Raw genomic sequence first — 24,324 nt, 5'->3', positions numbered from 1 at the left:
AACCGGCAAGCACGAATCGCTTGCTGGGTTGTTTTGTTTCAAAGAACAGTGGATCTTTTGTGGAAAGGATTTAGATGATGAAACGTAGATGGATAATCATTGGAATGTGCCTCATTCTTGCTTTATTAGGACACTCCTTTTTCTTATATGAATATACGCAAGACCGGTACATGACAGGAGATGGGGACGGCATCTCGCAAATGCTCCCATTTAAAAAGCTGCTTTACGACGAATATGTCAAAGGGAATTTCTTTTATTCCTATCAATTCGGTCTAGGCGGCGGTACATACACGCAATTAGGGTATTATTTCACAACGTCGACGGTCTTTATGGTGACAGTCGCTGTCGTCTGGCTGATGAATACGCTTCATTTCATACAGTCAACGGACATTCATTTCTGGGCACATGCTGTGATTTGGGTGAGCGTGATCAAGCTGACGCTCATTCTAATCATCGCTTACCGTGTGCTTCTTTCAATGGTTCAAAATAGACTAAGTGCATTGACAGGTGCCGCAATTTACGGACTGTCTATTGTGTATTTTCGGCATCAAACATTTTGGGAGTTTTTTACCGACAGCATGATGTGGCTTCCGTTGCTTGTGCTTGGGGTTGAACGGATATTCAAAACGGGTAAGCCGGCTTGGTTTATTTTGGCGTGCAGCCTGATGCTCATCAACAACTTTTACTTTGCTTATATTCATTTTATCTTTTTAGCGATCTATCTTGTTTTCAGATATATGATCAAGCTGCGAAGTGAGGAGCGCGGGTGGAAGGTGTTCTGGACGCTTGCGATCTCTACGCTGTTATCCTTTGGGATCAGTGCCGCTTTTTTTATCCCGTCTGTTTATGGCTTTCTCAATAATGTAAGACCACCATATGATCAATCTATACCTTGGTTTGATCTGCATGATCATCTGCTGTTTATGAGCAGGGTATATTTATTACCCGTGATTTTTCTGATTTGTCTGTTCCTCGTTCCGCTTTACCGGAACAGATGGTTTTTCATGTTCACATCCATCAGTATCCTGCTCATTATTTTTCACTTTAGCCCAAAGATGGCGAGCGTGTTTAATGGTTTTTCGGCACCGCAGTACAGATTTGAATACATTCTTGCCTTTACAGTTGGAGCGGTTGTTGCCATCATGATCAAGCATTTCTCACAAATCGAGTGGAAGTGGAAAAAGCGTGCGGTCTTAGGCGCTTGGATCGTGTTCCTTCTCGCAGTCGCTCTTTCAGAACGAGCAAAGGGAAACATGGATGTCGTTGTGTTTACAGGCATAGGACTGCTTGTGATCAGCTTGTTCTTCCTATGGATGCATGCGGAAAAACGTCAGCACCTTCGTCTCTTTTCAGCTGTGCTTCTTGCCATTAGCCTACTGACAGCAGGCGTGTATCAGCAGGAATACTTATCTGAAAGAAGCAATATAAAGAGCGTATCAGATACGTATCTGAATAGTGAGGCATATGCTGGACATGAGCAAATGAAGCTCATTCAGCAGATTCAAAGCCGCTCAAAAGATCCGCTCGCCCGGATTGATTGGATGAATGGCGTGCGAAACAATACCCCATTATTTGAAGGCTTCCAAGGCATGAGCGTGTATTCAAGTATATTGAATCAGCATTTGCTCAATTTCTACTGGAATGACCTGCAAATCGATATGGGAAGGGAAAGTGTCAGCCGTTATGCAACAATGGGGGACAGGGCGAATTTATACAGCCTGACCTACGGAAAGTATTATATGAGAAACAACATGATGCCTTACTCACCGCCAGCTTATTTTAAGCCAATTTTGAAAAGTGAGCATTATGAGGTATATGAAAATACTCGGCCGCTGCCATTTGCAAGAACAACGAGCACCATTTATTCAGAACAATCCTTAAAGGATGCCTCAGCACTTGATAAAGAACATGCGATGTTGCAAGGCGTCATTTTAGACAAAAAAGGAAACGCTGAAATCGAGCGTGCAGCAGATCGAGTCAAAGATACGAATATTCATACGGAACAAGCTGTATACGAACATGGCGTGCTTGATGTATACGGAGAAACAGGCGGCCTGAATATCACACTGCCAGATGATATGGCCCGTTCAGGGGATGTGTATGTGAGCTTTTATGTGAAGCGGACCGACCGTAACGCAGGGTTTCAGTTATCCGTTGACGACTACGTCACCTCACGAAAAAGCAATACATCCATCTACAAAACAGGCGTAAATGAAGTGACGATTCGAGTCCCTGCGGAAAAGATCCTCTCCATTCGAGTACCAAAAGGGACATATGAGCTCAATCAACTGAAGCTGTATCAAGAGCCTTACCGCGTCCTAGAGAAAGCATATGAAAAAGAAAAACAGGATGATGGCAGCCAGCAGGTAAAGCTTAAAAATAACCGCTTTACGATTTCATATGATAACAAGCGCGGCGATGATTACATGGTTCTGCCTGTTCCATATGAAAAAGGCTGGGAGCTCACGGTGAATGGACATCAAACCGATATTGAAAAAGCCAATTACACTTTTATTGGTTTTCCAATAGAAAAAGGCAAAAACGAGATTGTGCTAACCTACTATCCGCCTTATATTAGAATTCTTGCGTTGATTTCATTGTTCAGTTTGATTGGTGCGATCCTATATGCACGGAGAAAACACAAGAAACACCACTTTTCATCATAAGTGGTGTTTTTTTATCTTTCTCAAAATTGATACAATCAACATAAAAGCATGAGAATGGGGGAAAACCATTTGACGTTAAACAAAGAATCCATTACTGATCATTATGAACACACCCTTGAATGGGTACAGTCACTAGCGGAAATAACAGACGAAGAATGGCGCAGAGCCATTGCTGATGGAAAGTGGAGCATTGCTGAGATCATCGCACATTTCGTTCTATGGGATGAATTTATTTTACACGATCGTCTAAAGGAATTTTGGAACAATCAAGCGTTACCGCAGGCACCTGATGTGCATGAAATGAATCGACAGTCAGCCGAAAGGGCGAGACACGAAGAGAGAAGCGAGACGATTGGACGATTTATTGCTGTCAGAACAGAATTGCTTCAAGAAATGAAGAAAATCGAAGCATCTCGCTGGAATACATCCTTTTTGATCGGTCAATCCGAGCTGACGTTATCAAGTTATGTTCAAGGACTGATTGATCACGACATCCATCATATGAAGCAGATCAAAGAAGCGCTCTCTCCAGAAAGACGATAGAGAGTCATGAAGCTTCTTTCTCAAACGGAAACGTCGCATAATCAAACAAAAAATGAAACAACCAAAGACTAAGGGCAAAAAGAATTTCCTCAGAAGTAGACAGCCAAATGCCGTCAACCAATTCGTCTGATAAATAAACAGCACCCCAAATAAACAAAAGGTGAAATAAAATGGCATAGAAAACGATGGATCGTTTTTTAGACCGGCACTTTCGAACAAACTGCATGAGCACGTGCTCCAGATGTTCAAAAGAGATCCCGAGTACAACATAGATGCCCATAAACAGTAGCAGCGATAAAATTGATTGATAAAAAGCACCCGTCAAATGAAAGAACAGCACACAAAACAACAAAAATATGTAACAGACAGCCGACGCCGCCATGAGCCATTTCAGCCCTTGCCAAAAAGCGTGAACAGATTGCTGCATGGATAAACAACACTCCTTTACATGAAGATACCTGCAAAAAGGACAGCCTTTTTGCAGGAAGGTGGAATTAATCCTCTTTTTTAGGTGCAGCGATGACAGGATGTTTTTCTGTATCAAGCAGTTTTAAGAAATCTTCACCTTGATCTAAATGATCAAGAACAAGCTGTTTCGGTGTGACCGCAAGCCACTGATTGAGTGAAATGTCTGCATAATGATCGCTTTTAAAGATTTCTAAGAAATAAAGCGGTTCGTCGCCTGTATTCTCTACATAATGCCCCATTGCAAATGGCACATATCCAACGTCTCCCGCCTGATAGTTGAAGGTTCTCGCATGTCCATCAGAAGCAAATACGGTCATTCGTGCCTTTCCAGAAATGAAATATTGCCATTCATCCGTATTTGGATGCCAGTGCAGCTCACGAATGGCGCCTGGATCGACTTTCACAAGAGCAGAGGCAATTGTTTTAGATGCTTTAAAATTGGTAGAATCCGCAATCCACACTTGTCCACCGCTTGACGTAATCGGCTCTTGTTTTAACAGCTCATATTTAAAGGAATTCGGGACCTCTCCTTGCTCTGTTTTCACCTTGTCACACTCAAGGGAACCAGGAATTCCTTTTTGGAAAATATACTTCTCTTTCTCTGGCAGTTTGTTAAATTGCTCCTTTGTCATTCCAAAGTTTTGGAGCACAACTTCCTCCGGCGTATGGGCAAGCCAATCAGTCACTTGGAACGTACTATTTTCAGAGAAGGAACCATCATCAAACACAAGCAAGAATTCAGCTCCCGGTTCAAGTGCTTGAATAGAATGAGGCAAGCCTGAAGGGAAGTACCACAAATCACCCTCGGTCACATCCTCTGTAAAATTGCGCCCCTCTGCATCAACCGATGTAATTCGGGCTTCCCCATAAATCATGTACGCCCATTCCGCTTCCTTATGCCAGTGCAGCTCGCGAATCGCACCAGGTTTTAGCCGCATGTTTACAGAGGCAAGACTTTTAGAAATTGGCAGTTCACGCACCGTTACCTCGCGGGCATAGCCGCCTTTTTCTAAACGGTTGTGCGTATCAGAAAAAGAATATTTCATGTTGGGAACCGTTCCATGATCGGTTTCTGGTGGCGTGAGCATATCTGGGTTTTGTCTGTCTCGCTCGAGATTACGTGGAATTTTGACCGTTGCTCCTTTTTCTCCTCGAATCGGCTGTGGTACCCCATTTTGCTTTTCACTCATGATAAAATCCCCTTTCAACATCGTATTGTGTGAGGTGACAAAAGGCCTTTCATTTCGCCCTCGTTTTCATAAGGTGAAACCAATCAAGCAGATGTCAATCTGATTCATCATTTTTTTGAGCAGCGACTAATCGTTGGATGAGCTTGCTTAATTCATCAAACTTTCGTTCAAAGCGTGTCAGCAAATAAACCGTCAAAATGGCAGGAAAGCCAGCCTGGCCGAGCTGCTTCAGCCATTCCTCCGAAAAAAAGGTCTCCATTTGTCTCACCTCCCAGCGGATGCTCGTCTTCTCTATAAGTGGTATGAAAGAAGAAATAGGAAATCAAAGGGGGAGAAAATGAACCATTAGACCCGTCTCACAAAGTTTACTTTTTTTAACTTTTGTCCACTTAATGCAAGTAGAGAGAACAAAGGGGAGGATGCACATGGATTATCGGCTGTTATTGAAAGAAAAATGGAATGAAATCGTTGATCACCCGCTCATTCAGCAATTTTTAAGCAACCCTAAAAACCAGCAGCTGCTCCGGCAAGTCATGGAAGAGCCAAACGAAGAAAATGCGAAAAAACTAGATTCTGAGTTCAAGCAATTTTATCAAAAAATCCGCATCATCAAGTATATTTCCACAATGATCCGCATCTTTTCAGTCGACTTTGATAAACGAGTCAAAAAAAAGCAGCAGCGTTTTCCGCTCATACTCGACCATCCTGATCATCAAGAAGTGAAAGACCCTGTTCAAACAGATACGTATGAAGCTGTGCTCTTCAACCAGCAAGACTTGGGGGAGCACCTGCAAGACCAAACATTGTACAAGGCCTACCAGCAGCTCACAGACAAACAAAAAATGGTCTTAACCCATATTTATGTTGAAGGTCAAACAATGAAAGAAATAGCCGATCGGCTGGGTGAATCAAGACAAAACATCTCAAACATCCACAAAAAAGCGCTCAACAAACTAAAAGAAGAAACAGGGGGAGATGTCCGTGAACGAAGAAAAAATGACCAATGGAGAAATGGAAGAACTCATTGAAACTTTCACACCCATGATCAAAAAGAAACTACAAAACACGGCATATCAAGAAAGAGAAGACCTCGAACAAGAACTCTATATCAAACTCATCGAAAAAGTAGACCGGCTGATTTACCAAGAGGGACCTGGCTTTTGGGAGTTTATTGTGGTATATATGACGAAGTTGTAAGATAGTTAAACACAAAAAAAGACTCGCTCACACAGAGCCGAGTCTTAATTTTTTTTGCAGTTTTTCTTCACTGAAAATCCAGCCGGTATAGGAATTTTTGATTTGGTGGTCCATGTCGATATGGCAGATCGCGACAAAAGGGTAGTGACCTTTGCTGCGGTAGCGCAAATCAATGAACCGTACCTCGTAATGATCCTTGTATTTATCCACTTCCCACCGGTAGACAGGGGAGAAGGAGAGAAAGGCTGAGATGTTTTCGTCTTGTTTGGCAATTTTCATAATCTCTGTATCAGGGACCGGCACACGGTTAAAGGTGTCTAAAATGACGATTTCCCCATTCATGCTGCGCCCAACATGGAAAGAAGATTTACATTTCACGGCAATGCGCCATTGTCTGAACTTCATTGTAGGCGAAATAATAATCTCTTCAATTTCATCGAATTGTGCACGCAGCTGATGTTTAATCTGAAGCTGCATGATCACCCTGACGATATAGTAACAGAAAATCACGGCGTACAGCGTAATGAACGTATAGCCGGGATGTCCGCCAATGGCCCAAACGACAATGGCGACAAGGTGTGTAAAAAAGATGAAAGGATCAAACGTGTTAATGATCCCAAGCGCTACCCATTTCTTTGAAAATGGACGAATGGCCTGCGTGCCGTATGCATTGAATATATCCACAAACACATGGAGCACAACGGCTAATAGTGTCCATAACCAAAGGTGAAGTAAATCTGCCCCCGGCACAAATGGGAAAATCACAGCCGGAATCAGCAATGACCAAAACAGTACAGCAGGAATGGAATGTGTAAATCCTCGGTGATTTCTTATATAAACCGCATTATTTTTTAGTTTTAGCACAGTATCAATGTCTGGTGCTTGGGAGCCGGCGATGGTCGCGATCATCACGGCGTGTGCCATGTGTGGATCTGCGCTGACGGCTGGATCTAAAAGTGCAAGTCCCCCAAGAGAAATGCCCATTACTACATGAGTACCAGTATCCAATTGATTACCTCCTAGTTGTCATGCTTAGGAACAATCATACAAAGTATACGCCTTCTTTCAAGACTATGTGCAAAAGCACTTTTGCTTTGTCTTGATTTAATGTAACATGTTAACGTATCTACAAACAGTATACAACAAATAAGGTTCTTTTCAGAACGTTAGCCCTCGGTTCAATGAGAAGGAGTATAGATATGAAAGACATTCAAGAAAAGCTGGACCGCAAAGATATTGCGGGATTTCAGCATGATTTAATTGATTGGTATGAAAAAGAACAACGAACACTACCGTGGCGTGAAAATCAAGATCCATACCGCGTATGGGTATCAGAAGTAATGCTCCAGCAAACGAGGGTGGATACGGTCATTCCGTACTTCAACCGGTTTATGGAGCAATTCCCTACGGTGAAAGATCTTGCTTTAGCTGATGAAGAAAAGGTCATGAAAGCATGGGAAGGTCTTGGCTACTACTCAAGAGTGCGTAATTTACAGGCAGCTGTGAAAGAAGTATATGAATCCTACGGGGGCGTTGTCCCTGATTCGAAAGAGCAGTTTTCAAAGCTTAAAGGTGTAGGTCCGTATACGAGCGGTGCAGTGCTGAGTATCGCCTATAACAAGCCGTACCCTGCGGTAGACGGCAACGTCATGAGGGTCATTTCCCGTATTTTGTCTGTATGGGATGATATAGCAAAACCAAAAACGAGAAATATTTTCGAGTTTGCGGTCGATCAGCTCATTTCCCGGGAAAAGCCGTCAGAATTCAATCAAGGGCTGATGGAGCTAGGTGCGCTCATTTGCACCCCAACATCCCCTGCATGCCTCATTTGCCCTGTGAACATGCATTGCTCGGCACTCGAGGAGGGCGTTCAGCATGAGCTCCCAGTGAAAAGCAAAAAGAAAAAGCCGACTGCAAAATCAATGGCAGCAGCGGTGTTATTTGATGATGCAGGCAACCTATATATTCATAAGAGGCAAAGTACAGGTCTTCTTGCGAATTTATGGGAATTCCCTAACATGGAAACCATGAAGGGAAGAAAAACGGAAAAAGAGCAGCTGGTTGATTTCTTAAAAGAGGAGGCGGGTGTACAAGCGGAGCTTGGTGATTTAGAAGGCACCATTCAGCACGTATTTACCCACCTCATCTGGAATATTTCTGTTTTCTTTGGACGAGTTACCTCTGTATCTGATGACACGATGCTGAAAAAAGTCACAACAGAGGAATTTGAGGCATATGCTTTGCCAGTCTCACACCAAAAAATCTGGAAGATGGCACTTGAAGAGCCTAGTCGTATTTAACCGTTGTACCATGAGTATAATCGGCTTCATTTCTGTGCAGACCCCCGCGGTCTTCAATTTCAGAAATGATTTCTCGATACTTAGATTGCCCTTCTTCGTTCAAATAAGGTAAAATTTGTTGGAAAGCATGATGAAAGAAAGCAAGCTCAGTATCTTTCCATTGATCCTTGGACATCATGCCAAGCTGGCTTAAATCGCGTCCGACATACATGAATGTAACCTCCTAATAGGAATTTTCCTATTAGTGTGAAGCGAATGAACGAAAACTATTCAAATCAGGAGATGAACCATAATGAGTCAACGTAAATGTGCATTAATTACAGGCAGCAGCAGAGGAGTAGGGAAAGAAGTAGCCCTTCGCCTGGCTGAAAAAGGATATGACATTGTCATTAACTATGCGAGAAGCAAAAAAGCCGCACTTGAAACAGCGGAAGAAATTGAAGCGATGGGCGTGAAAACATTGGTCGTGAAAGCCAATGTAGGCCAGCCTGAGAAAATCAAAGACATGTTTCAGCAAATCGATGAAACCTTTGGCCGTTTAGATGTATTTGTGAACAATGCGGCATCAGGTGTTCAGCGTCCAATCATGGACCTTGAAGAAAATCATTGGGACTGGACGATGAATATCAATGCGAAGGCTTTGTTATTCTGCGGACAAGAAGCGGCGAAATTAATGGAGAAAAATGGCGGCGGACATATCGTCAGCATTAGCTCACTAGGCTCCATCCGCTACCTTGAAAATTACACAGTGGTCGGCGTATCAAAAGCGGCACTAGAAGCTTTAACGCGTTACCTATCCGTTGAGCTGTCACAAAAAAATATTGTCGTGAACGCCGTATCAGGCGGCGCGATCGATACAGATGCACTAAAACATTTCCCGAACCGGGAAGAACTTTTAGAAGATGCGAAGAAAAATACACCTGCTGGCCGAATGGTAGAAATTAAAGACATGGTCGACAGCGTGGAGTTCCTTGTATCAGGCAAGGCAGACATGATTAGAGGACAGACCATTATTGTGGATGGCGGACGTTCTTTGCTAGTTTAAAAAAATCATGAATAGGATGTACACCTTCTGCACAAATTAATGTGCGTGGAGGTGATAATGATGGATCAACAACAAAACAAAACAAACGCACAACAAGTGAAGAAACAAAACCAAGCTTCTGCACAAGGCGGTCAATTTGGTACTGAATTTGCTAGCGAGACTGACGTACAGCAAGTAAAAAAATACAACCAAAAAGCTGAGCAAAACAAACAACAAAACAGCTAATCACTGAAACAGAGGAAAGCACTTCATATACGAATGAAGTGCTTTTCTTTTTGCCTCTCACCACCATCCGACAAAACCTGTAAAACCTCTACATAAACAGTCAAAGGATTTCCTCGTTCTTTCAAGAAATGGTATACAGACAAAAAATGGATTCGAATAAAAGGGAGGAGTTAGATGTCTGATTTCGATCAGCTTGTCAAAGAACAAATGCAGCTCATGGATCAGCTGCTCGATGTACAGGGGGAACTCGATCTATGCTTAGAAACAGAAAAACAATTGCTGCAGGATGAAAAAAAAGAAGAGTGGCATAGGCTTTGTGATCAAATCAAACAGAAACGGGAGGAACTGCAAAAAGTCCAAACCTTATTTACAAAACAGACAGAAGAGGTCATCAATTCATACAAGCAGATGGAAAAGAGTTCAACCGTGATGTAAGACAGTGTGCCGTTCAATTGGGTTGAATGGCTTTTTCATTTCATTTTTTAATGATGTAACGGTATAATATAATAGAGACATGTTTAGTTGGGAAATTAGGTCTTTGGACTGTTAGGTTTGTTTGTTATAGAAAGTAGGGGAGAAAATATGGGCTATCCCAAGGAAGGAGAAACCATCCAAATTCAAAGCTATAAACACAATGGCTTGATCCACAGGATTTGGAATGAAACCACCATTCTGAAAGCAACGGAATTGTGTATCATTGGTGCAAACGACCGTACAATGGTGACTGAATCCGACGGCCGTACTTGGATGACGAGAGAACCGGCTATTTGCTATTTCCATGCAAAACAATGGTTTAATGTGATTGGGATGCTTAGAGATGATGGGGTATATTATTACTGCAACATCAGCTCTCCTTTTGCGACAGATGAAGAAGCAATTAAGTATATTGATTACGATTTAGATGTCAAAGTCTTTCCAGACATGACGTACAATATTTTGGATGAGGATGAATATGCAGATCATAAGAGGCAGATGAATTATCCAAAGGAAATCGATAGTATCTTAAGAGAGCATCTGAATACATTATTGCATTGGATTCACCAGCGGAAAGGTCCGTTTGCTCCTGAATTTGTGGATATGTGGTATGAACGTTTTTTACATTATACAAAATAAGCAAGAGCAGCAAAAACCTGTTTGGCTTTTTAGGCTAACAGGTTTTTGACTGCGTACGGATAAGAGGCACTGATAGATTGGGAAGGAGATTTACATGGGGGTCATTAAACGCTACATGGCTTTTGTTACACCGTATAAAAAACAGATTGCATTGACAATGGTCATCGGGATGATCAAGTTCTCGATTCCCTTAACATTGCCTCTGCTTTTAAAGTATGTCATTGATGATGTCATTCAAGGCTCGGGGTCGGCTGAAGAAAAGACATCATCTCTATTGATCATTATGGGAATCATGCTCGTCTTATTTTTAGTGATGAGGCCGCCTGTTGAATACTATAGACAATACTATGCGCAGTGGACAGGCAGTAAGGTATTATTTGATATTCGGGAAAAGCTGTTTTCGCATATTCAAAAGCTCAGCCTTCGTTATTATGCCAACACGAGAACAGGAGAAATCATTTCAAGAGTCATCAACGATGTGGAGCAGACAAAGGAGTTTGTCATCACAGGTCTTATGAACATTTGGCTTGATTTGATGACCGTGCTGATCGTGATCGCCATTATGTGTACACTGGACATCAAGCTCACCATCGTGTCTGTCATTATTTTTCCGCTATATGCGTTTGCAGTGAAGTATTTTTACGGCAGGCTTCGCAAGCTGACAAAAGAGCGGTCGCAGGCGCTGGCTGAAGTGCAAGGGCATCTGCATGAGCGGGTACAAGGTATGCCAGTCATTCGGAGCTTTGCCATTGAAGAATATGAACAAGAACATTTTCATGATGAAAACAAAAATTTCTTAAACAAAGCGATCAACCATACGAATTGGAACGCCAAAACATTTGCCGTCGTCAATACCATCACTGACATTGCACCGCTATTAATCATTGCATTTGCTGGCTACACCGTAATTAATGGATCACTTTCGATCGGGACCATGATTGCCTTTGTCGGCTATATTGACCGGATGTACAACCCGATTCGCCGTCTCATTAACTCATCCACGACTTTAACCCAGTCAGTGGCGTCAATGGATCGTATTTTTGAATTTATTGATGAGCCATATGAGGTAACAGATCGGCCGAATGCAAAAGAAGCTGATCATTTAAAAGGTGAGGTCGAATTTAAAAATGTGTCGTTTCGTTATGAACACACACAGGAAGAGATTCTGCACAATATCTCCTTGAAAGTAGAAAAAGGACAAACGGTTGCGCTTGTAGGAATGAGCGGTGGAGGGAAGTCGACACTCGTCAGCTTAATTCCAAGGTTTTATGATGTCACAAACGGGTCACTTGAAATTGACGGCATCGATATCAAAGAGTACAAAGCAAGAAGCCTTCGAAATCAAGTCGGAATGGTGCTGCAGGATACATTCTTATTCAGTGACACGATTAAAGAAAATATTGCGGTGGGAGACCCAGAAGCATCTTTTGAAAAAATCGTTTCGGCTGCAAAAGCGGCAAATGCCCATGATTTTATTATGTCTCTTCCTGAAGGATATGACACGAAGGTAGGAGAACGGGGCGTGAAGCTGTCAGGCGGTCAAAAACAGCGTATTTCAATTGCAAGGGTCTTTCTTAAAAATCCACCGCTTTTGATTTTAGATGAAGCGACGTCTGCACTTGATTTAGAAAGTGAACATTACATTCAAGAAGCGATGCAAAAGCTAGCGAAGGACCGTACAACCTTTATTGTCGCGCACCGCTTATCGACGATTACTCATGCTGACCTCATTGTCGTCATGGAACAAGGCGAGATTGTGGAAAAAGGAACACACGAAGAATTAATGAACAGAGACAGCCACTATCGCCATCTATTTACCATTCAAACATTAAATTAGTAGAAGCCTATCCGATTCTAGCGGATAGGCTTTTTTATGCTTGTCAAAAACATGACATATTTCCCAGCTTGTCTCAATACAATTTTAAAAAGTATGACGGGGTGGTGAATATGTGAAAGAACAAGACGTGCTGCTAGATGTCAAACAGCTGTCCATTGCGTTTCAGCAAAAAAAGCAAAAAGTACCCATCGTCCATCACATATCGTTCTCGATTCAAAAAGGGGAAACCTTAGGGATTGTTGGCGAATCTGGCTGCGGGAAAAGTATCACATCTATGTCATTAATGGGCCTGAACCAGCAAACAGACACAACGGGTGAGGTTCAATTCGAAGGGCAAAACCTGCTGTCGCTTTCAGAAAAACAGTGGCGAGAGATAAGAGGGAATGACATTTCGATGATTTTTCAAGAGCCAATGACCTCTCTGAACCCATTAATGACCATCGGCAAACAAATGACGGAAGCCCTTTTCACACATCAAGCAATCGGTCAAAAAGAAGCAAAAGCAAAGGCGGTTGATCTGCTTCAGACAGTTGGATTGAAGCAAGCCGAATCGTTGCTTAAAAAATACCCGCATGAATTATCAGGCGGCATGCGCCAGCGTGTCATGATTGCGATGGCGATGCTTTGTCACCCAAAGCTCATGATCGCAGATGAACCGACAACTGCACTTGATGTGACCATCCAAGCGCAAATCCTTCGCCTGCTCAAAAAGCTAAACGAAGAGATGGACACCGCTATTTTATTTATAACCCATGATCTAGGCGTCGTGCGGCAAATATGCCAGCGAGTCATGATTATGTATGCCGGTCGAATTGTAGAAGAAGGAACCGTTGACCGTATTTTTCAAAAACCTCTGCATCCCTACACAAAAGGTCTTTTCGCCTCAGTTCCATCGTTTAAAGAGAAAAAAGAAAAGCTCATCTCTATTACAGGTCATGTACCTAAGCCGGGAACCATTCGATCCGGCTGTCAATTTGCCGCGCGCTGTCCTTATCAAATGGCGCAATGTCTTGAAGAAGATCCAGTTTTGCAATCCATTGAACAGGATCACCGCGTCGCATGTTTTCTAATGGAAGGAGGAGAAGACACTGAGTCGCCCACTCTTGCAAGTGAATCAGCTGACAAAACGGTATGACACAGCCGCTTTTTTTTCTAAACATAAACATTCGACTTTGGCTTTAAATCAAGTGTCCTTTCACGTGAAGGAGGGGGAAACGCTTGGCATTGTTGGTGAATCGGGCTGCGGGAAATCAACACTTGGCAAAAGCTTAATGAGATTGACTGAACCGACGTCAGGCTCTATTCAACTGAAAGGGCAAGAGGTCACCCTTCTGAAAGAACGAGATATGCGTTCTTTAAGAAAAGATATTCAAATGATTTTCCAAGATCCATACGCTTCATTAAATCCACGAATGAAAATCAAAGATATTTTAGAGGAACCGCTCATTGTTCACTGGCATGGGACGAAAGAAGAAAGATGGAAGCGGGTCAAAGAGATGCTGCATATTGTCGGATTTGACCCTTCCTACGGGGAGCGTTATGCGCACCAATTCAGCGGCGGACAAAGGCAGCGCATTGGTATCGCTAGAGCACTCATTACCCATCCAAGTCTTGTCATTGCGGATGAACCCGTTTCGGCTTTAGATGTATCCGTTCAAGCCCAAATTTTGAATTTGATGCTTGAATTGCAAAAGACGCTTTCTCTGACGTATCTGTTTATTTCTCACGATCTTGGCGTTGTCAGGTATATGAGCGACCGAATCGCCGTCATGTATGCTGGCCGCATTGTTGAGATGGGGCCTGCCGAAGACGTGTTTCACAGCCCGCTTCATCCTTATACGTCGCTGCTTCTGAAATCCATTCCACATATGGACCACGTGCTGGAGACGCAAGATGTGTCAGCAGAAGAGTCCACAATGACGATAGAAGGCGGCTGTCCTTTCTACAAAAGGTGTCCAAAAAGCTGGGAGAAATGCCTAAAAGCAGTCCCTGCTTTGTATGAGGAGGAACCGGGGCACGCAGCGGCGTGTTACTTATATCAAAAGGAGGAACACAATGAAGAAGACATGGTTGTTCAGTAGTTTCATTTTTGTGCTGGCACTTGCACTGTTTTTGGGGGGATGCTCGTCCGCACCGTCATCAGAAGAAAAAGCAACAAAAGACACCCTCGTATTTGGCAGAGGAGGAGACTCCACTTCACTAGATCCGATCACAACGACAGAAGGCGAAACCTTCAAGGTCACAGAGAATATGTTTGAAAAGCTACTGAATTATGGTGAGAAAGACACGACCATCCATCCTGGTCTCGCAACAGACTGGGATGTTGCAAAGGACGGAAAATCGTACACGTTCTACTTGAGAGAAGGTGTGAAATTTCACGATGGCACAGACTTTAACGCAGAAGCAGTGAAATTCAACTTTGACCGCTGGATGAATGGTGATGCAGAAAAATTTCCTTACTATGGCATGTTTGGCGGCTATAAAAAAGATAAAGGACATGTGATTAAAGACATCATCGTCAAAGGAGAGCATGAAGTTGAATTTCAGCTAAAGCGCCCGCAGGCGACATTCCTTAAAAACATTGCTATGTCACCGTTTGGCATCGCAAGTCCTGCGGCTGTTGAAAAAAGCGGTGATTCTTTTCGTGAGAATCCAGTGGGAACAGGACCATTCAAGTTTAAAGAGTGGAAGCAAAACGACCGTATTGTGTTAGAAAAGAACGAAGATTACTGGCAGAAGGATAAACCAAAACTGAATCAAATCATCTTCCGCTCTATTCCAGAAAACTCGGCTCGTTTAAATGCCCTGAAAACAGGTGAGATCGATTTGATGGATGGCGTGAATCCGTCAGATTTAGATGGCATTAAAACTGATAAAGCACTCCAGCTTATTGAAAGACCATCAATGAACGTAGGCTATATCGGACTGACCGTCACAAGAAAGCCGCTTGATAACAAGCTCGTTCGTCAGGCACTCAATTACGCGGTCGATAAAGAATCCATCATTGAGTCATTTTATGGCGGACTTGCCGAGCCAGCAAAAAATCCTCTTCCCCCAGCTTTAGAAGGCTACAATGACGACATTGATCCATATCCGTATGATCCAGAAAAAGCGAAGGAACTTTTGAAAGAAGCGGGTTTTCCTGACGGCTTTCGCATCAAGCTTTGGGCGATGCCTGTACCGCGTCCATATATGCCAGATGGGATGAAGGTAGCAGAAGTCATTCAATCAAACTTTGAAAAGGTCGGCGTCAAAGCAGAAATTGTGACATATGACTGGGCGACCTATTTAGATAAGGCAAGTAAAGGGGAAGCAGATGTGTTCTTATTAGGCTGGACAGGGGACAATGGTGATCCTGATAATTTCATCTACACACTGCTGGACAAAGACAGCATTGGCGGCAACAACTATACATTCTTCGAAAACGATAAAATGCACGACATCCTCATTGAAGCGCAAACAAATACAGATCAAAAGAAACGAAATGACCTGTATAAAAAAGCGCAAGAAATCATTCATGATGAAGCACCTTGGATTCCATTGGTGCATTCGATCCCAATGCTTGCAGCATCTAGTGATTTAAAAAGCTATCAACCGCATCCAACTGGTTCAGAAGCTTTAACTGACGTGTATTTCGAATAAGCAAATAAGGGAGATCTTGTCTCTCCCTTACAGCGTGTAGACAAACCCTCGCATTCGGTGTCAGTCCTGCGTTCCGGTGCTCACGAATGTCAAATTCGCTTCGCGCCAGTACTCGTCCTTCCTAGACTGCAAAGGTTTTCTATCACGCTGAAAAGAAGACAAAGAAAAAGGCGGTGAAAGCTGTTTGTTTGCTTATTGTATGAAGCGGGCAGGAATGCTCATCCCAGTACTGATTGGAATGACATTGGTCGTGTTTTCAATTATTCGGTTTATTCCAGGGAATCCAGCACAGGTCATCTTAGGACAGCGGGCAACGAAAGAGGCAGTAGAACAATTAACCATCCAGCTCGGTTTAAACCAGCCTTGGTATGTTCAATACGGACATTACATGCTGGGGCTTTTAAAAGGGGACTTAGGGACTTCGATACGAACAGGAGCGGCTATTGCCCAGGAAATGAAGCCTTACTTATTTGCAACGTTAGAATTGACCTTTTTTGCCATGGTGCTGGCGATTGTTGTGGGAGTGAATGCCGGAATCATTAGTGCTTGGTTTAAGCATTCCATCTTTGATTATGTCGCAATGTTTATTGCACTCATTGGAGTGTCTATGCCGATTTTCTGGTTAGGCTTAATGGGGCAGTGGCTGTTCTCGATCGAATTAGGTATTTTGCCGACGACGGGCCGAGAAAACGTAAGGAATCCAGTGGAGTCGATCACGTATATTCATACGCTGGACACGCTTTTGCAAGGCCGGTTTGATCAATTCACTGACAGCATCAAGCATTTGATATTACCAAGTACAGCTCTTGCGACAATTCCTGCTGCGATTATTGCAAGGATTACAAGGGCAAGTATGCTAGAAGTACTTCATTCAGACTTTATTCGAACCGCAAAAGCAAAAGGGGTACGTTCATTTTTCATCATTTATCAGCATGGCCTGAAAAATGCGCTTATTCCGATCTTAACGATTATTGGTCTTCAAACAGGCCTCTTGCTAGGCGGAGCCATTTTAACAGAGACCATTTTTGCATGGCCGGGCATTGGGCGATATATATATGATGCCATCAGCTATCGGGATTACCCAGTCATTCAAACTGGCATTCTCATCGTTGCGCTCATATTTGTCCTGATCAATTTCATTGTGGACATCTTGTATGCGGTCATTGATCCAAGGATTAAATATTAGGGAGGGAGAGTGATAACATGGAAGCGCAAAAAGAGCTTGAACCACCTCAACCAAAAGAAGAACGCTCTCAATCATTGGTTCTTGAATCGATGAAACTGTTCTTTCAGCACAAGCTGGCGGTCATTGGCAGTGTGATTGTCTTTTTATTTCTTATCTTAGCAATATTCGCACCGCTCATTGCTCCTTTTGGAATCAATGAACAATCTCTCGGTGAGCGATTTAGTGCGCCATCAGCTGCGCACTGGTTTGGTACAGATGATTTCGGCAGAGATATATTTTCAAGAGTTGTGCATGGCGCGCGGATTTCCTTATGGGTTGGTTTCTTCTCGGTTCTCGGGTCTGTCATTTTAGGCACACTGCTTGGATTGATAGCAGGCTATGGCAGAAGAGTGCTAGATGCTGTGATCTCGAGATTGTTTGATATTTTACTCGCTTTTCCTAGTATTCTACTAGCGATTGCGATCGTCTCCATTTTAGGCCCCTCCTTACAAAATGCCCTTATTGCCATTGCGATCATTAATGTCCCAACCTTTGGACGGCTCGTTCGTTCAAAAGTGCTGAGTATTAAACAAGAAGAATACGTGCTGGCAGCAAAGGCGGTTGGGATGTCACACCGCCGCATCGTGCTGCGTCACATACTGCCAAATAGTATGGTGCCGGTCATCGTACAGGCGACGCTTGCGATCGGAACGGCGATTATCGAGGCAGCCGCTTTAGGCTTCTTAGGATTGGGTGCACAGGCACCAAGCCCAGAGTGGGGGAAAATGCTCGCCGATGCGAGACCTTATCTCGTGCAAGCCCCCTGGACATTAATTTTCCCAGGTGTAGCGATCATGCTGACAGTTTTGGGCTTTAACTTGATGGGAGATGGATTAAGAGACACACTGGATCCTAAAATGAAGAAAATAAAATAAGACCGATTCTAGGAATCGGTCTCAGCGCGCAGACAAACCCTCGCATTCGGTGTCAGTCCTGCGTGCCGGTGCTCACGAATGTTCAATTCGCTCCACTCCGGTACTCGTCCTTCCTAGACTGCAAAGGTTTTCTATCACGCTGAAAAGAAGACAAAGGGCTAAAATCAAGATCATTTTAGCCCTTTGTCAACAATCTAAGACCGATTCTAGGAATCGGTCTTTTCTCATTTTATGCTTCTTTTTCATCTGTCTCAATTTCACTGTCTTTTGGGTGATACGTCTGGAAGCTTGTAATCAATGTATCTAAATGCTCTAGTTCATCACGGTATTCGATGATGCTGGACATGACATTCAGCATATTGTAATCGAGCAAGTCGTTTTCTTGGTTTTGCTGATGCTGGATAAATGATTTCGTTAACGTTTCAAGACGAAGAGAGCATTCATTTTGAAATTCATCGTCCTGCGGTTTCATTTTACCGACGAATTTCATCAAGGTACGCTCATGCCAATACAGTAAGTAATCAATTTCATCTGTTAAGCTTTCCCTGAAATGCTCTGGCATCAAATGAATTTCATTTTCTAATTTATGAAGCTTTTTCAGCAAGTAAAGAGCGCGATTCGATGCCATAATGGCCTGTCTAAACAAAACGAGCTTTCTTGATTTTACATAGGTTGTTTTCTTTAAATAGCTTCGTTCCTCTTTGTATAACAAGTAAATGTGATCTAATTTGATCATGCGTTCTTTTATTTGATCGATGTCATCCTTTAAAGTGGAATGATCAGTAGACTGTCTGGAGCTCAGACGGATCCATTTTAAAATCTCCTCCGTATTTTCCATAATGTGATGAACAAGCTTTGTTTCATACTTTGGCGGCAGGAAGATTAAATTCACTAAAAATGAAGAAAGAACTCCTAACACCACAGTAGCTGTTCGAATTAAGGCAAAGGAAAGGAAATGATCCCCAGCACTTTCTAAAATCGCAATGACGGTTACAAGTGCAATTGGAATCGTGTGTTCAATCTTCAGCTTTAAATTAATGGCGATGACCATGACGGCGGTTAAACCGATAATGACTGGCCCAGTGCCAAAAAGCAGGCCGAACGTAATGGCAAGTGCTGCTCCAATAATATTGGCTTGCACTTGATCAACAATCGTTAAAAAAGATCGATAAATAGATGGCTGGATAGCAAATACAGCTGCAATTCCCGCGAAGACGGGCGTTGGCAACCCAAGCCATGTTGCCAGGTAAAGCGCGAGTACAATGGCAATACCAGTTTTTAAAATACGGGCTCCAAGTTTCATTGGTTTTGTCCCTGCATTCCTTTCTTTTTGATAATAGATGATCACTCGTCATTTATCATCAATATTTTGATGAACAACTAAGTAATATACAGCGGTCTTCCGAAATATTCAAGTGATTTTTGAAAGTTCATGAAAACATCAAAAGAAGGTATTGAGAAGAAATGTAACAGATTCGCACGCTTTTGACAAACAAGAGCTGATAAATAAAAAAACAGGCGCATTTTTTTTCGCCTGTTTTTGACCCTATTATGATTGTTTTAACTGTTCAAACGCATGATCTACTGCTTGCAGCGTCTCAGAAATATCTTTTTCAGTATGTGCGATCGTTAAGAACCAAGCTTCATATTTAGAAGGAGCGAGGTTAATCCCTTGAGAAAGCATTAATTTGAAGAAGCGGGCGAACATTTCGCCATCCGTATTTTCCGCCTGTTCATAGTTTACAATGATTTCTGTTGTGAAATAAATCGTGAGAGCCCCTTTTAAGCGGTTCACCGTAATATCTACTTGATGTTTTTTTGCATGGGCTAAAATGCCTTTTTCTAGCATAGCGCCAAGCTGATCAAGGCGCTCGTAAACACCATCTTGTTTTAACACTTCCAAGCATGCAATACCAGAAAGAATGGATGCAGGATTTCCTGCCATCGTGCCAGCTTGATAGGCTGGTCCAAGAGGAGCGACTTGCTCCATAATTTCTTTTTTACCGCCGTAAGCACCGATCGGAAGTCCGCCGCCAATGATTTTTCCTAATGCAGTGAGGTCAGGTTTTACTTGAAGCAAGTCCTGTGCTCCTCCGTACATAAAGCGGAAAGCTGTAATCACTTCATCATAGATCACAAGTGCGCCCTTTTCATGAGTGAGGTCATTGACCTGCTGCAAGAAGCCGTCCTTAGGCTCCACGATGCCGAAGTTCCCGACAATTGGCTCGACAAGGACAGCTGCGACTTCATCACCCCATCGATCCAATGCTTCTTTGTAGCTGTCAATATCATTAAATGGAACGGTAATGACTTCATTGGCGATGCTCTTTGGTACGCCTGCTGAATCAGGGGTTCCTAAAGTGGAAGGACCAGAGCCAGCTGCCACAAGCACAAGATCAGAGTGGCCATGATAGCATCCGGCAAACTTAATGATCTTTGTTCTGCCTGTATATGCGCGCGCGACACGAATCGTTGTCATCACCGCTTCTGTTCCTGAATTGACAAAACGAACTTTGTCCAAAGCAGGCATGGCTTCCTTCAGCATTTTAGCAAAAGTGACTTCATGCTTCGTTGGCGTTCCGTAAAGGACACCTGTTTCAGCCGCTTTTGTAATAGCTTTTGTAATATGCGGGTGAGCATGTCCTGTAATAATTGGACCGTATGCTGCTAGATAATCGATATAGCGGTTTCCATCAACATCCCAAAAATAAGCGCCTTCTCCTCTTTCCATAGCCACGGGTGAACCGCCGCCTACTGCCTTATATGAACGAGACGGACTGTTGACACCTCCAACAATATGCTCCAGCGCCTCTTGATGTAATTTTTCTGATTCTGTGAATTTCATAAATAGCCTCCTATCTCAACGTATCACGTCGTCTATCATTATTTTAACATGCCGATGCAAGCGTCCTTAGTTGAATATCCTCTCAAAATTGGATAGGCTAATTAAAAAATAGGTTGGAGGGATTGTGTCATGACAATCGAAATAGGCCAGCAAGTACCTGAAATCGAATTAACCGGTGACAATGGGGAGAAAGTAAAGCTTTCTGACTTTAAAGGAAAACATATTGTCCTTTATTTCTATCCAAAAGATATGACACCAGGCTGTACAACAGAAGCATGTGATTTCCGCGACCGCCATCAAAGCTTTGCAGAATTAGATGCTGTCATTATCGGCGTAAGCCCAGACAGTCAGGACAAGCACCAAAAGTTTAAAGAAAAACATGATTTACCGTTCCTGCTTCTTGTAGACGATGAACAGAAATTATCTGAAGCCTTTGGGGTATGGAAGCTGAAAAAGAACTTTGGCAAAGAATACATGGGCATTGAACGTTCAACGTTTCTTATTAATAAAGAAGGAACGCTTGTGAAAGAATGGCGAAAAGTCAAGGTGAAAGACCACGTAGAAGAAGCGCTTGAGGAACTGAAAGCTCACGCTTAATATCATCACAGGATGAGATCGGCAGACATGCCGGTCTTTTTTGTGAAGAAGAATAGGTAAAAAAGAGGATTGTAATTGACAAAGATTCGGCTCTGGGGGTACACTATTTATAAAGATTATAATATAAGAATATTTTTGAAGAGAGGTGCATGATGAAATGGCTGCTCACGAACTAAAAGACGCTTTAGATGCTTTAAAAGAAACCGGTGTTCGAATTACTCCGCAGCGCCATGCCATCTTGGAGTTTCTCGTAAATTCTATGACTCACCCAACCGCGGACGATATATATAAAGCACTTGAAGGAAAATTTCCAAACATGAGTGTCGCAACGGTTTACAACAATTTACGAGTCTTCCGGGAATCTGGATTAGTAAAGGAATTAACGTACGGTGATTCCTCAAGCCGATTTGATTTTGCGACATCTGACCATTACCATGCGATTTGTGAAAACTGCGGAAAAATAGTGGACTTTCATTATCCTGGCCTTGATGAAGTTGAACAGCTTGCATCCCATGTGACGGGCTTTAAGGTCAGTCATCATCGCTTGGAGATCTATGGAACTTGTCAAGAATGTGCGAAAAAAGAAAATCATTAATGAAAAAGCTGACCGGTTAAATGGTCAGCTTTTTTTATGACTTTTTTCGATTGTAGGATTCATCAAACTCTTTGCCTTCTAATGCTGGATCGAGTGTAAGCGGCTCTCTGCAATGCATGCACATATCCACCCGCCCAAGCACTTTTGTTTCTTTCTCACAGCCTGGACAAACGACACGTACTGCCTTCGTAGAAAGCATACCAATCCAAAAGTAAACGGCTGTACTTAATCCGATCGATAAGACGCCGAGCAGCATAAAGAAAGTCGACAGCCAGATCGATTCCTTGAAGAACACACCGATATACATGATCAGAAAGCCAACAAAAACCAAACTAAGTGCAAATGTTCTGATTTTATTAATTTTACTGGAGTATTTCGCCATCCCTAGTCCCCCTTGTCTCCAATATAGCACATTTTACCTTTCCGTTTGAATTAGTTATAGAGTTTTGTGAATAAATTGCTTATAATGATTCAATGATCTTTTTTCTTGTATTGAAGGAATTTTGATTCTATGAGGAGAAATACATAGCATTAGAGAAGAACTTTACACCCGAGTATTGGAGGAATCACTATGGAAAATCTTCTCCGTCCTATTTATCAAGAGAGAGCAAGCCATCCAGACACATTAGCTGTGATTATAGTAGAAAGAAGACATAAAGTATCTTCTGAGACGGATAACTTTGATGCAGCACTTTTAGTCATCGTAAAAGAAGCGGAAGAGCCGTTATTTATCAAGCACTATGAATCCGATCACCAAACAGCTTCTTTAAATGTTGTCACAGATGATCAGCTGAAGGAATGGATTACCCTCGGCACTAACCGCCGAATCATTGATTGGATTTTAAATGGGAAAGTCCTATTTGATCGAAATGAATATATTTTCAACTTGATTGATGAACTGAGTACATTCCCGTTTTCAAACCGCAAACTTAAAATCGGTTTAGAATACGGCAAGCTCATTCGCAGATATATAGAAGGAAAAGCATTTTTTGAGTCAAATCAATTCCTTGATGCATATAATTCAATTGTGCATGCTCTGCATCATTTGGCACGTATTGAAGTGATCGATAAAGGCTTCCACCCAGAAGTGACGGTTTGGAATCAGGTGCGTCATATGGAACCGGAAGTATATAAACTTTATTCAGAACTCATTGAAAGCCACGAAAGTCTGCATAAGCGTTTGGAACTTTTATTTTTAGCAAATGATTTTTTGATCCATTCAAAAGCAGAAATTGGTGCCGCTCATTTGCGTCATGTCATGGAACAGCAAGATATATGGCTTTTTGGCGAGCTTCTCGCGCATCCTGATCTCAAGTATTTCACGCCTGACCTTAGCGTCATGATTGATTTCTTTGTGGAAAAAGGAATTGTTCAGGTGGAGCCGATTGAGACAAAGGGACAAAAAATCTATCATCGAGGATATTTTGTGAAAAAAGATATTGACGCATGAATATTATGATGGTATATTATTATACGTCGCTAACGAGCAACCAAGTTGCTTCGAAAGAAAAGCTGACAAAAAGAAATTGTAAAAAACACTTGACGCACACAGCGCCGAAATGTTATATTGAGAAAGTCGCCTCTGAGCGACAATGAAGATGATCTTTGAAAACTAAACAAGACAAAACGTACCTGTTAATTCGAGTTTTTATAAAAAATCCTATGATACATCATAGGTAGTCAGTCAAACTGGCGAGGCAGGAAATGATCACATGCTAAGTTCGCTACTTCGTGTAGCAACGCATGTGTGATATGCATCCTGCATACCTCGGAGAGTTTGATCCTGGCTCAGGACGAACGCTGGCGGCGTGCCTAATACATGCAAGTCGAGCGGACAGAAGGGAGCTTGCTCCCGGATGTTAGCGGCGGACGGGTGAGTAACACGTGGGTAACCTGCCTGTAAGACTGGGATAACTCCGGGAAACCGGAGCTAATACCGGATAGTTCCTTGAACCGCATGG

At 42.6% G+C, this 24,324-nt stretch carries 25 protein-coding genes, 1 rRNA gene and 1 pseudogene; 19 read left to right on the top strand and 8 right to left on the bottom strand.

What is annotated here, in order from left to right; all coding sequences use genetic code 11:
• The first annotated feature begins 74 nt into the window (after positions 1 to 74).
• Together C6Y02_RS11805 and C6Y02_RS11800 are read left to right on the top strand one after the other, a co-directional pair.
• Positions 75 to 2,666 carry a YfhO family protein gene (locus C6Y02_RS11805; RefSeq protein ID WP_106031316.1) on the top strand — a complete coding sequence of 864 codons (2,592 nt, stop codon included), beginning with the start codon at positions 75 to 77 and terminating at the stop codon, positions 2,664 to 2,666.
• A 48-nt stretch (positions 2,667 to 2,714) separates the two neighbouring features.
• The gene (locus C6Y02_RS11800; protein WP_106031315.1) at positions 2,715 to 3,209 is read left to right on the top strand and encodes a DinB family protein; all 495 of its coding nucleotides are present in this window, start codon (positions 2,715 to 2,717) and stop codon (positions 3,207 to 3,209) included.
• A 4-nt stretch (positions 3,210 to 3,213) separates the two neighbouring features.
• Here the strand turns inward: C6Y02_RS11800 and C6Y02_RS11795 are convergent, their stop codons facing one another.
• The 3 genes from C6Y02_RS11795 to C6Y02_RS11785 form a co-directional block, all read right to left on the bottom strand.
• Complete coding sequence (locus tag C6Y02_RS11795) at positions 3,214 to 3,636, bottom strand: regulatory YrvL family protein (protein WP_106031314.1); 423 nt, start codon at positions 3,634 to 3,636, stop codon at positions 3,214 to 3,216.
• Positions 3,637 to 3,703: 67 nt separating this feature from the next.
• Positions 3,704 to 4,867, bottom strand: a complete 1,164-nt coding sequence (locus tag C6Y02_RS11790) for an oxalate decarboxylase family bicupin (protein WP_106030251.1) — start codon at positions 4,865 to 4,867, stop codon at positions 3,704 to 3,706.
• Positions 4,868 to 4,961: 94 nt separating this feature from the next.
• Positions 4,962 to 5,126 (bottom strand): YvrJ family protein, encoded by a 165-nt coding sequence (locus C6Y02_RS11785; RefSeq protein WP_073204399.1) that lies wholly within the window; start codon positions 5,124 to 5,126, stop codon positions 4,962 to 4,964.
• A 166-nt stretch (positions 5,127 to 5,292) separates the two neighbouring features.
• Between C6Y02_RS11785 and C6Y02_RS11780 the strand changes: the two genes are divergently transcribed.
• Both C6Y02_RS11780 and rsoA read left to right on the top strand, forming a co-directional pair.
• Positions 5,293 to 5,895 (top strand): sigma-70 family RNA polymerase sigma factor, encoded by a 603-nt coding sequence (locus C6Y02_RS11780; RefSeq protein ID WP_106031313.1) that lies wholly within the window; start codon positions 5,293 to 5,295, stop codon positions 5,893 to 5,895.
• Positions 5,843 to 6,064, top strand: a complete 222-nt coding sequence (gene rsoA / locus C6Y02_RS11775; RefSeq protein ID WP_148666398.1) for a sigma-O factor regulator RsoA — start codon at positions 5,843 to 5,845, stop codon at positions 6,062 to 6,064. The genes C6Y02_RS11780 and rsoA overlap by 53 nt, the downstream gene beginning before the upstream one ends.
• Before the next feature lie 27 nt (positions 6,065 to 6,091).
• Here the strand turns inward: rsoA and C6Y02_RS11770 are convergent, their stop codons facing one another.
• Positions 6,092 to 7,072, bottom strand: a complete 981-nt coding sequence (locus C6Y02_RS11770; RefSeq protein ID WP_060595813.1) for a metal-dependent hydrolase — start codon at positions 7,070 to 7,072, stop codon at positions 6,092 to 6,094.
• A gap of 191 nt (positions 7,073 to 7,263) precedes the next feature.
• Between C6Y02_RS11770 and mutY the strand changes: the two genes are divergently transcribed.
• A complete protein-coding gene (mutY, locus tag C6Y02_RS11765; protein ID WP_106031311.1) occupies positions 7,264 to 8,364 on the top strand; it encodes an A/G-specific adenine glycosylase in 1,101 nt (366 codons plus the stop codon).
• Here mutY and C6Y02_RS11760 read toward each other — a convergent pair.
• Positions 8,351 to 8,575, bottom strand: a complete 225-nt coding sequence (locus C6Y02_RS11760; RefSeq protein WP_060595815.1) for a hypothetical protein — start codon at positions 8,573 to 8,575, stop codon at positions 8,351 to 8,353. The two genes, mutY and C6Y02_RS11760, sit on opposite strands and share 14 nt — an antisense overlap.
• Before the next feature lie 81 nt (positions 8,576 to 8,656).
• On the opposite strand from C6Y02_RS11760, the gene fabL reads away from it, so the two are divergent.
• The 10 genes and pseudogenes from fabL (at position 8,657) to C6Y02_RS11710 (ending at position 18,326) form a co-directional block, all read left to right on the top strand.
• Complete coding sequence (gene fabL, locus C6Y02_RS11755; protein ID WP_024425211.1) at positions 8,657 to 9,409, top strand: enoyl-[acyl-carrier-protein] reductase FabL; 753 nt, start codon at positions 8,657 to 8,659, stop codon at positions 9,407 to 9,409.
• A 75-nt stretch (positions 9,410 to 9,484) separates the two neighbouring features.
• Positions 9,485 to 9,634: pseudogene (locus tag C6Y02_RS11750) on the top strand (gamma-type small acid-soluble spore protein); the annotation flags it as partial.
• A gap of 174 nt (positions 9,635 to 9,808) precedes the next feature.
• On the top strand, positions 9,809 to 10,069 hold the full coding sequence (locus C6Y02_RS11745) for a YgaB family protein (protein ID WP_106031310.1): 261 nt from the start codon (positions 9,809 to 9,811) through the stop codon (positions 10,067 to 10,069).
• 147 nt (positions 10,070 to 10,216) lie between these two features.
• Positions 10,217 to 10,747, top strand: coding sequence for a nucleoside tri-diphosphate phosphatase (gene ntdP / locus C6Y02_RS11740; protein ID WP_012009337.1), 531 nt, complete (start codon positions 10,217 to 10,219; stop codon positions 10,745 to 10,747).
• Between the two features lie 94 nt (positions 10,748 to 10,841).
• Complete coding sequence (locus C6Y02_RS11735; RefSeq protein WP_060595817.1) at positions 10,842 to 12,584, top strand: ABC transporter ATP-binding protein; 1,743 nt, start codon at positions 10,842 to 10,844, stop codon at positions 12,582 to 12,584.
• 112 nt (positions 12,585 to 12,696) lie between these two features.
• Positions 12,697 to 13,719 carry an ABC transporter ATP-binding protein gene (locus C6Y02_RS11730; protein ID WP_106031309.1) on the top strand — a complete coding sequence of 341 codons (1,023 nt, stop codon included), beginning with the start codon at positions 12,697 to 12,699 and terminating at the stop codon, positions 13,717 to 13,719.
• Entirely contained in the window at positions 13,688 to 14,665 is a 978-nt protein-coding gene (locus tag C6Y02_RS11725; protein ID WP_106031308.1) for an ABC transporter ATP-binding protein, read from the top strand. The genes C6Y02_RS11730 and C6Y02_RS11725 overlap by 32 nt, the downstream gene beginning before the upstream one ends.
• Complete coding sequence (locus C6Y02_RS11720) at positions 14,640 to 16,226, top strand: ABC transporter substrate-binding protein (RefSeq protein ID WP_106031307.1); 1,587 nt, start codon at positions 14,640 to 14,642, stop codon at positions 16,224 to 16,226. Before C6Y02_RS11725 ends, C6Y02_RS11720 begins: the two co-directional genes overlap by 26 nt.
• Positions 16,227 to 16,410: 184 nt before the next feature.
• Positions 16,411 to 17,412 carry an ABC transporter permease gene (locus tag C6Y02_RS11715; protein WP_106031306.1) on the top strand — a complete coding sequence of 334 codons (1,002 nt, stop codon included), beginning with the start codon at positions 16,411 to 16,413 and terminating at the stop codon, positions 17,410 to 17,412.
• Between the two features lie 17 nt (positions 17,413 to 17,429).
• Positions 17,430 to 18,326, top strand: coding sequence for an ABC transporter permease (locus C6Y02_RS11710; protein ID WP_106031305.1), 897 nt, complete (start codon positions 17,430 to 17,432; stop codon positions 18,324 to 18,326).
• A 229-nt stretch (positions 18,327 to 18,555) separates the two neighbouring features.
• Here the strand turns inward: C6Y02_RS11710 and C6Y02_RS11705 are convergent, their stop codons facing one another.
• Together C6Y02_RS11705 and C6Y02_RS11700 are read right to left on the bottom strand one after the other, a co-directional pair.
• Positions 18,556 to 19,629 (bottom strand): FUSC family protein, encoded by a 1,074-nt coding sequence (locus C6Y02_RS11705; protein ID WP_066031775.1) that lies wholly within the window; start codon positions 19,627 to 19,629, stop codon positions 18,556 to 18,558.
• A 246-nt stretch (positions 19,630 to 19,875) separates the two neighbouring features.
• Positions 19,876 to 21,171: a glutamate-1-semialdehyde 2,1-aminomutase gene (locus C6Y02_RS11700; protein ID WP_066031127.1), complete on the bottom strand. Its 1,296-nt coding sequence runs from the start codon at positions 21,169 to 21,171 to the stop codon at positions 19,876 to 19,878.
• Positions 21,172 to 21,300: 129 nt separating this feature from the next.
• Here C6Y02_RS11700 and bcp point away from each other — a divergent pair, with 129 nt between their 5' ends.
• Together bcp and perR are read left to right on the top strand one after the other, a co-directional pair.
• Positions 21,301 to 21,768 carry a thioredoxin-dependent thiol peroxidase gene (gene bcp / locus C6Y02_RS11695; protein ID WP_034664955.1) on the top strand — a complete coding sequence of 156 codons (468 nt, stop codon included), beginning with the start codon at positions 21,301 to 21,303 and terminating at the stop codon, positions 21,766 to 21,768.
• Between the two features lie 157 nt (positions 21,769 to 21,925).
• On the top strand, positions 21,926 to 22,363 hold the full coding sequence (gene perR / locus C6Y02_RS11690; protein ID WP_012009347.1) for a peroxide-responsive transcriptional repressor PerR: 438 nt from the start codon (positions 21,926 to 21,928) through the stop codon (positions 22,361 to 22,363).
• 34 nt (positions 22,364 to 22,397) lie between these two features.
• Here the strand turns inward: perR and C6Y02_RS11685 are convergent, their stop codons facing one another.
• Positions 22,398 to 22,745 carry a YgzB family protein gene (locus tag C6Y02_RS11685; protein WP_024425201.1) on the bottom strand — a complete coding sequence of 116 codons (348 nt, stop codon included), beginning with the start codon at positions 22,743 to 22,745 and terminating at the stop codon, positions 22,398 to 22,400.
• A gap of 189 nt (positions 22,746 to 22,934) precedes the next feature.
• Between C6Y02_RS11685 and C6Y02_RS11680 the strand changes: the two genes are divergently transcribed.
• A complete protein-coding gene (locus C6Y02_RS11680) occupies positions 22,935 to 23,813 on the top strand; it encodes a nucleotidyltransferase-like protein (protein WP_034664951.1) in 879 nt (292 codons plus the stop codon).
• Between the two features lie 315 nt (positions 23,814 to 24,128).
• Positions 24,129 to 24,324: ribosomal RNA gene (locus tag C6Y02_RS11675) — 16S ribosomal RNA — on the top strand; the annotation flags it as partial.

The organism is Bacillus sp. NMCC4 (genome assembly GCF_002998555.1).
GTDB lineage: Bacteria > Bacillota > Bacilli > Bacillales > Bacillaceae > Bacillus.
The sequence above is the reverse complement of the archived record's forward strand: the minus strand, read 5'-3'. Positions and strand labels throughout refer to the sequence as shown.

Bases quoted from the DNA above. Each gene is read 5' to 3' on its own strand.
- C6Y02_RS11705 (WP_066031775.1), bottom strand. From the start codon at position 19,629: ATGAAACTTGGAGCCCGTATTTTAAAAACTGGTATTGCCATTGTACTC.
- perR (WP_012009347.1), top strand. From the start codon at position 21,926: ATGGCTGCTCACGAACTAAAAGACGCTTTAGATGCTTTAAAAGAAACC.
- C6Y02_RS11760 (WP_060595815.1), bottom strand. From the start codon at position 8,575: ATGTATGTCGGACGCGATTTAAGCCAGCTTGGCATGATGTCCAAGGAT.
- mutY (WP_106031311.1), top strand. From the start codon at position 7,264: ATGAAAGACATTCAAGAAAAGCTGGACCGCAAAGATATTGCGGGATTT.
- C6Y02_RS11710 (WP_106031305.1), top strand. From the start codon at position 17,430: ATGGAAGCGCAAAAAGAGCTTGAACCACCTCAACCAAAAGAAGAACGC.
- bcp (WP_034664955.1), top strand. From the start codon at position 21,301: ATGACAATCGAAATAGGCCAGCAAGTACCTGAAATCGAATTAACCGGT.
- C6Y02_RS11805 (WP_106031316.1), top strand. From the start codon at position 75: ATGATGAAACGTAGATGGATAATCATTGGAATGTGCCTCATTCTTGCT.
- C6Y02_RS11785 (WP_073204399.1), bottom strand. From the start codon at position 5,126: ATGGAGACCTTTTTTTCGGAGGAATGGCTGAAGCAGCTCGGCCAGGCT.
- C6Y02_RS11780 (WP_106031313.1), top strand. From the start codon at position 5,293: ATGGATTATCGGCTGTTATTGAAAGAAAAATGGAATGAAATCGTTGAT.
- C6Y02_RS11700 (WP_066031127.1), bottom strand. From the start codon at position 21,171: ATGAAATTCACAGAATCAGAAAAATTACATCAAGAGGCGCTGGAGCAT.
- fabL (WP_024425211.1), top strand. From the start codon at position 8,657: ATGAGTCAACGTAAATGTGCATTAATTACAGGCAGCAGCAGAGGAGTA.
- C6Y02_RS11745 (WP_106031310.1), top strand. From the start codon at position 9,809: ATGTCTGATTTCGATCAGCTTGTCAAAGAACAAATGCAGCTCATGGAT.
- C6Y02_RS11720 (WP_106031307.1), top strand. From the start codon at position 14,640: ATGAAGAAGACATGGTTGTTCAGTAGTTTCATTTTTGTGCTGGCACTT.
- C6Y02_RS11735 (WP_060595817.1), top strand. From the start codon at position 10,842: ATGGGGGTCATTAAACGCTACATGGCTTTTGTTACACCGTATAAAAAA.
- C6Y02_RS11685 (WP_024425201.1), bottom strand. From the start codon at position 22,745: ATGGCGAAATACTCCAGTAAAATTAATAAAATCAGAACATTTGCACTT.
- C6Y02_RS11790 (WP_106030251.1), bottom strand. From the start codon at position 4,867: ATGAGTGAAAAGCAAAATGGGGTACCACAGCCGATTCGAGGAGAAAAA.
- C6Y02_RS11795 (WP_106031314.1), bottom strand. From the start codon at position 3,636: ATGCAGCAATCTGTTCACGCTTTTTGGCAAGGGCTGAAATGGCTCATG.
- C6Y02_RS11800 (WP_106031315.1), top strand. From the start codon at position 2,715: ATGAGAATGGGGGAAAACCATTTGACGTTAAACAAAGAATCCATTACT.
- C6Y02_RS11680 (WP_034664951.1), top strand. From the start codon at position 22,935: ATGGAAAATCTTCTCCGTCCTATTTATCAAGAGAGAGCAAGCCATCCA.
- ntdP (WP_012009337.1), top strand. From the start codon at position 10,217: ATGGGCTATCCCAAGGAAGGAGAAACCATCCAAATTCAAAGCTATAAA.
- rsoA (WP_148666398.1), top strand. From the start codon at position 5,843: ATGTCCGTGAACGAAGAAAAAATGACCAATGGAGAAATGGAAGAACTC.